Genomic DNA, 6,664 nt, shown 5'->3' with positions numbered 1-6,664 from the left:
CCCAATAACTATACATTGAGTTTATGAAATTACGAGTATATCAAGTGCAGCACTATAGGGTTCTGGTGCAAAAATTGCTTGATAGAGACATGGAAACTTACATGGACTGTTAAATAACATAGTATAATGCAATTACCCTGAAGTTTTTGCATCAAAACTGAATTCTTTTATGATGGCGTTGAAGAGAAGGTGTATATTTTCATTAATATGTCAATATACACTTTTTCTACTTTATATAACCTTGAATATAAGCAAAATATAATTTAAATAGACTCTCGAAATAAATAAGGAATTTATCGGGCTCTGGTGCAAAAACTTCAAAATATCTGCAAGTAATCTCCCAAACTTGGACATACTGATACTAGTACTCTAAAAAAGGACGTGATTAGTATGGAAAAGGAAAGTCTATTCAAGTGGAAACATTATCAACCTGATATGCAAAACAAGAGATCATCAGGCTGCAAAGCGCTTTTTCAAGAAAGCTTTGCGGCCTTTTTATGTTTTAAAGCCCCGTGTTATTACAGTAGACAAGAACCCAGCCTATCCTATAGCAATTGAAGAGTTGAAGAAAGAGAAAAAGATGCCCGTATGCATCCAAATAAGACAGGTGAAATATCTTAATAACATCGTGGAACAAGACCATCGTTTTATTAAAAAGGGAGTTCGTGCGATGTTAGGATTGAAATCTTTTCGTACAGCCAAGAATATTTTGAGTGGAATAGAAGCGATGCATATGATCAAAAAGAAGCAAGTTCACCAAGGGATGAAGTCTGCTCAAAATCAAAAAGAATTCATTCATAATTTGTTTGGATTAGCTTCATAAGCTAGCAATTTAAAGGAAATTGACATTCTATGTTTCTAGCGAGTAGTTTTTGCACCAGAACCCTAATAAACTCGAGGTATAAAAGTAGTCCATTTGTTTGTTCTTTTTGTAATTAACTACTTCAATAAGCTGACCAAAGGTTTTAATCCACGTTACATCTATGATTTGATTTTTTTAGTGTTAATTTTAATTCTTCCTTATATTATTAAATGAACAATTTGGCTAATGAATCCTTTTTTATTTAACTTCCTATAGAGGAGAGAACTTTAGTACCTGTTAAAAGAATTTCTCCAAACAATAGTAGATTATTTTAACAGAATTAAAAGGAGAATATGGTATTATAAATATATAATGTAATTTCTGTTTAAACATAGAAGAATTATGAAAGTGGATGTGAAAAATGATTAAAACAGTAATTTTTGATTTTGATGGAACAATTGTAGAATCCGGGCAAGTAGTATTTGATCTTTTTAATAGTTTTGCAGATAAATATAAATACACTAAAATGCCCCAAGAAGAGAGTGATTATATCCGTACTATCACTTTTAAAGAACGATTTAAGAAATTTAATGTTCCTTTATGGAAGATCCCGATGTTAACAATTGATATCGTGAAGAAATATAAAGAAGAGATCCCACATTTAGAACCCATTGGTGACATAAAGTCTGTTTTGAAAACATTAAAAGAATCAGGGTTTCAGTTAATATTAGTTTCTGCAAATTCGCAAGAAAACATTAAAAAATTTTTAAAACTAAATGACATGGATTATTTTGATGAAATTCTCAGATCTCATCGCTTCTTCGGTCGACATATCACACTTAATAATTACGTGAAAAGTCATAATGTTCAACGAGAAAACATTGTATTTGTTGGTGATGAACATCGGGATATTATCGCTTGTAAAAAGAGTGATATTAAAATTATCTCTGTTACATGGGGGTATGACTTTGAGGTGCTATTGCAAGAAGCCCAACCAGATTATATAGTGAAGGAACCTTTGGACATTGTAAGAACTATTGAAGGAATCAATAAATGATTGCTTTATTCTTAGTTAGTGCTATATTTGCTATCCTTTGTTACCGCTATGATCCTAAATCGCCCTCATTAAGATGGGTCGTATTTTTGCTAATATGTTCATCATTAGCTGGTTTATCGCGTGCAATTATAGAATCATTTATCCCTGCCTTAAACAAGAATGATATGAACTTTGATTTACTTAACACTTTTTTGTATGGTTTAAGGATTTTTACGGGCTTTGTATCTATCTATTTTTGTCCTTATGGAATCTTAATGCATGCAGTTGTTTATAGTGGGAGATTTACATCTAAAGTTATAAGAACTTTGAAATATATTTTGTTAATTCCAATCCCTTTTATGGTTGACACTACTGTATATGTTCCAGACATTGTCCCTGATTTTGATTCTATGCTCTATTGGGCAGTTCCTTATATATGTATTGCATGTATTATCCATATTTACGCATATATGACGGAGAAAGATGAGAAAAAGAAGAAGAGTCGTTTTATTACCTTGTCTCTCATGTTTCCAGTTATATTAACGGCCTTAATTTTAAACTATATTGTACGAGCTTTTAATAGTAGTAATCAAATTTGGCGATACGTTGTATTTTTTCTTGTAATCTCGTTTTTTATTTTTATATGGAAAGCTCTAGGGAGCGGCTCATTAAATGGAATTAAATTACGTTATGAAAGAGAAGCGAGAGAAAAAACAAGTAAAGCCGTTACTTCAGGAACAAGCTTATTAAATCATTCTATTAAAAACCAAATTTATAAAATTAATTCAAGCCTGCAAATTATACAACCTCACAGTCACAATCTTGATGCCTCGTGTCAAAAGGCAGTTGAGATTATTAACAAAAGCTCTAATCATTTAATCGAAATGGTCGATAGAATGCAAAGTCAAACTCAAGAGATTCAAGTAAAAAAAAGTAACTGTGATTTAAGTGAATTAATGGATGAAACTCTAAATTATGTGCAAAAAGAAATTGAAGCAAAGGGTATAACTGTAGAAAAGGTGTATGAACCCAATATCTATGCTTATTGCGATAGTACTCATACAAAAGAAGTGTTTTTAAACATAATTAAAAATTCAATAGAGTCAATGGATAGAAGCGGTAATATAAGGGTAGTCATTACTAAAGGCACTGGTAATCAGATTACGGTTTCTTTTACGGATGATGGTAGTGGTATATCAGAAGAAAATCTAAGACATGTCACAGAGCCCTTTTTTACAACAAAAGGGAGAAGAGGGACCAACTTTGGTTTAGGTTTACATTATTGCTATGATGTAATGTTAAAAAGTAATGGTAATCTACACATTGAAAGTGAACTAAATAAGGGAACAACTGTGACGCTAACGTTCCCATTAAAAGGATGATGCTTATGAATCCCATTAGAGTAGTTCTTATTGAAGATGATATTGATTGGTTAAATATTATGGAAACAATTATAGGAAATGAAGATGATATCGTTTTAGTTGGGTGTGGCACTACAAAGGAAGAAGCTATTAACTTATCGAATGCTCTTGACCATATTGATATTTTCCTTGTCGATATTAATCTAACGGATAATAACTTAGATGGAATTTACACAGCATTAGAGTTAAAGAGTAGTGGTGATTGGAAAGTATTAATGTTAACGTCAATGTCTGATGAAGATATCATTCAAAAGTCATTCATTGCAGGGGCAACGGATTATATTCTAAAAAAAGATGTACATAAAATACCACATATTATCCGTTCAATTTATCATGAACCATCTAATCCAGTTGAAGTTATTTTACAAGACTATCGACGTATGAAGAGTGAAGAGCAGCTCAAAGATCTAACTAATGCAGAACGAGAAGTTTATAAATTGATAGAACAAGGCCACTCACGACGAGATATCCAAAAGAAATTAATGAAATCAGATAATACTCTAAAAAACCAAATTAAAAATATACTGAAAAAGATGTCTGTTTCTAATTCCAAAGAGGCAATAAGGAAAGTGAAATCAGGAGGTTTATGGTGATTACGCGATGAAGCGTAATCACCTTTTTTATTTTAGGATAACTTCATGTATAAAGGGACTACTTTTTATAGTCCCTCCTCTAAAAAAAGGGTGAGCATTTATAACCCCCCCTGGTAAGGTAGAGCCTCAAAAAATGACACTACCTTAAATTGCATAAACTTTATACCATATAGTTAAGACTTGTTACTCGTTATAAATTTAAGAAAAATAATTAAATAGTTCTTTTGAGTAGAATCTAATTTATTCATACTCTTCAACAAAAGCATGTAGGCAATGACTAGATGGTCTATATATTCAATGTTCTCTAAAGATAACTGTTCTAAATTAAGGGGGTGGAAGAGATTAATATCATCAGAGCAAAGAGAATGAAAAAAAGATGGACTCAGTTAGAACTAGCGAAAGTATCAGGGGTTCCTCAATGTACGATTTCTCAACTTGAAAGAGGAAATCGAAAATACCCTACGTATGAAACGATTCGAAAAATTGCTAAAGCATTGGATTTGACATTGGAGGAAATCTACCTCCTACAAGATCATAAAGAAAAAGGGGCGGTGAAAGAGGAAGAGGGCAAAGCACCTGCCTTTCTATGATAGAAGGAGGAGAATAAAATGAAGACTGATAAAATCAAGAAATCAGCCACTCCATCAGGCGGAATAGAGGAAAAGGCTTCTTGTTCACTAGAAGAGCATAAACATGTTTTGGTCATAGGAGAAGTAGCTACAGGAAAAACCTCTACTTATGTTTTACCGAATATTCTTGGCGAAAAAGAGAAAAGCTTACTTGTATTTGATCCTCGGGGTACAAGATATCACTTTACACAAGAGGAAAAGCGAGAACAGGGGTATATTGTAAAGGATTATCCTGTTCTTTCATTGGATAAAGAAACAATAAAACATATAGCACAGATGCTAGTTAAAGAAAAAACAGTGGTTTATCTCCATTTTGATCATAGAGAGGGAGATAAAGAGAAAGAGGAGACTTTTACCAACTTGATAAATACATTATATGAGGCAATCGAAGAACAAGGGTTCTATCATAAGGGTATCCATGTTCTGATGGATGAAGCTCAATCCTACAAGGTTCCTCATCTCCCTTTATTCTTAGCAGCAGGAAGAAAATATAATGTGAATTTCTCTCTTACGGTGCTTCACTTATCTTCTTTACGGGATTTATACGGCGAAGAAGCTACACAACAGATGATAAAGTATAGTGTTAAAGGGTTATTTGGTACGAGAAGTCAGGAAGATGCCGAATACTTTGCTTCCTTTATTGAAGGGCCTTTTACGAAAGAAGAATGCAATGCACACTATCTCTTTTCACTGCCAAGAGAGGTTCCTGTATGGCTCCTTCCTTCTTCTCATTAACCTCAAGGGACAGACTATTGATTCAAAGGTTCCGAAGGTGTGGAAGGAATATAAACAAAGTCACGTCCATCAAATACAAAATTGCTTAAAAACAAGTACTCATTCCTTGAATGCTTGTTTTTTTAGCTATTATGTTCAGCATCAGTTTTGGATTTAATTTAGTACTAGTTGTGATAGTTGGTATCATTAGAAAATTACATGCTTCAATCTACTATTCTCCTAAAAAAGATTAAAATGAGGAGTTGAAGAAGAGTATTTAAAGACGATAACAAGAACTTTTTTATCAAATGAGAAGAAGGGATAAACCTATACACGAACAGGAGATTGCACAAAATGGCAAACAGCGTATTTATCTTTATCATTTTTTTTCTTCTGATTGTATTATTCCAACTTATGCGCTATGTTTATCGTACGTTACTAAAACGACAAGCATTGAGACGTTTAATGCAATCAGGGATTCCTTACATTGATCAGATGGACGGATTTCAATTTAAGATGTATCTAAAAGCTTTATTTCAGCAGTTAGGATATAAGGCGCAGCTTGCCCCTCAATCAGGAGATGCTGGAGCAGATCTAATTATGAAAGGGAAAAAGAAGATTGTCATTCAAGCTAAGCGATACGGCGTTAACAACAAGGTTAGCCAGTCGGCTGTTCAAGAAGTCTATGGCGCTCAAGCCTATTATGAAGCTGACGAAGCATGGGTGATGACAAATAGTTTCTTCACAAAGCAAGCTAAAGTGTTGGCCGAAGTGTGTCATGTGCAATTATTTGACCGTCATGCTCTTCAAGCTTTAATTTTAGAAGTAAATCCTATACATACAGCCGAAGATATTTATCGAGAGGTCAAGCCAGAGCCTCGTACATGTCCAGTTTGTGCGAACTTGCTAATCATACGGCATAGAAATGGAGAACGTTTCTTTAGATGTGTTTCTTTTCCTCAATGTGAGCATACAGAGGCGATTAATAAAGAATAACCTACATGCAGACAGAGATCATCATTAAAGGTGGGCAATTCAAAGCAATGTGATTACATATACATTAGTTCTTCGCTTAGAATAATATAAGAGGTATAAAATAGGAAGCGTTTTCTAAAAGGGATTTGGAGTTATATATTACACAAAAAAATGTATAAACTCATTCGTTATCATGCAGTCTTTTATGGTGAAGAAGTAGAGAAAGTTTGCTACATAAGAGGTCGATAAAATCTGCATAAAGAAGAGTAAATAGAAGGTCCAGTCCCTTAAACAACAAGGGCTGGACCTTCTTAACTTCAAGAAAAAGTTTATGTGAACTAAGATTCTATCTCGTATGCTTCCTTTTTCTGTTTTCTAAATAGATGAAATGATAGAGTTGTTATATGTACCCCTTACTATATCTGGTGAAATAGCCTTGTTATTAACAAAGTATCTCTATGTTGAAATTCAATTTAGAAAGGTGAGATTCATTT

Annotated in this window: 6 protein-coding genes and 1 pseudogene; all 7 read left to right on the top strand. The window is 33.3% G+C overall.

Annotated features, from left to right (window positions below; all coding sequences use genetic code 11):
* Window positions 1–397: 397 nt before the first annotated feature.
* Window positions 398–823, top strand: a pseudogene (locus tag BM012_RS15455) (DDE-type integrase/transposase/recombinase); the annotation flags it as partial.
* A gap of 400 nt (window positions 824–1,223) precedes the next feature.
* Window positions 1,224–1,859, top strand: coding sequence for an HAD-IA family hydrolase (locus BM012_RS15450; RefSeq protein ID WP_061805665.1), 636 nt, complete (start codon window positions 1,224–1,226; stop codon window positions 1,857–1,859).
* Window positions 1,856–3,220 carry a sensor histidine kinase gene (locus BM012_RS15445; protein WP_061805666.1) on the top strand — a complete coding sequence of 455 codons (1,365 nt, stop codon included), beginning with the start codon at window positions 1,856–1,858 and terminating at the stop codon, window positions 3,218–3,220. Before BM012_RS15450 ends, BM012_RS15445 begins: the two co-directional genes overlap by 4 nt.
* A gap of 5 nt (window positions 3,221–3,225) precedes the next feature.
* Window positions 3,226–3,852: a response regulator gene (locus tag BM012_RS15440; RefSeq protein ID WP_061805667.1), complete on the top strand. Its 627-nt coding sequence runs from the start codon at window positions 3,226–3,228 to the stop codon at window positions 3,850–3,852.
* A gap of 332 nt (window positions 3,853–4,184) precedes the next feature.
* On the top strand, window positions 4,185–4,442 hold the full coding sequence (locus tag BM012_RS15435) for a helix-turn-helix domain-containing protein (RefSeq protein ID WP_074842845.1): 258 nt from the start codon (window positions 4,185–4,187) through the stop codon (window positions 4,440–4,442).
* Window positions 4,443–4,460: 18 nt separating this feature from the next.
* Window positions 4,461–5,216, top strand: coding sequence for a type IV secretory system conjugative DNA transfer family protein (locus BM012_RS15430; RefSeq protein ID WP_061805668.1), 756 nt, complete (start codon window positions 4,461–4,463; stop codon window positions 5,214–5,216).
* Window positions 5,217–5,549: 333 nt separating this feature from the next.
* Window positions 5,550–6,191 carry a restriction endonuclease gene (locus tag BM012_RS15425; protein WP_061805669.1) on the top strand — a complete coding sequence of 214 codons (642 nt, stop codon included), beginning with the start codon at window positions 5,550–5,552 and terminating at the stop codon, window positions 6,189–6,191.
* Window positions 6,192–6,664 lie beyond the last annotated feature (473 nt).

It is taken from the genome of Priestia endophytica DSM 13796 (assembly GCF_900115845.1).
GTDB classification, from domain to species: domain Bacteria; phylum Bacillota; class Bacilli; order Bacillales; family Bacillaceae_H; genus Bacillus_I; species Bacillus_I endophytica.
This window is presented reverse-complemented; position numbering and strand designations above follow the sequence as displayed.

Coding starts and splice junctions, on each gene's coding strand:
- BM012_RS15450 (WP_061805665.1), top strand. CDS start 1,224: ATGATTAAAACAGTAATTTTTGATTTTGATGGAACAATTGTAGAATCC.
- BM012_RS15445 (WP_061805666.1), top strand. CDS start 1,856: ATGATTGCTTTATTCTTAGTTAGTGCTATATTTGCTATCCTTTGTTAC.
- BM012_RS15440 (WP_061805667.1), top strand. CDS start 3,226: ATGAATCCCATTAGAGTAGTTCTTATTGAAGATGATATTGATTGGTTA.
- BM012_RS15430 (WP_061805668.1), top strand. CDS start 4,461: ATGAAGACTGATAAAATCAAGAAATCAGCCACTCCATCAGGCGGAATA.
- BM012_RS15425 (WP_061805669.1), top strand. CDS start 5,550: ATGGCAAACAGCGTATTTATCTTTATCATTTTTTTTCTTCTGATTGTA.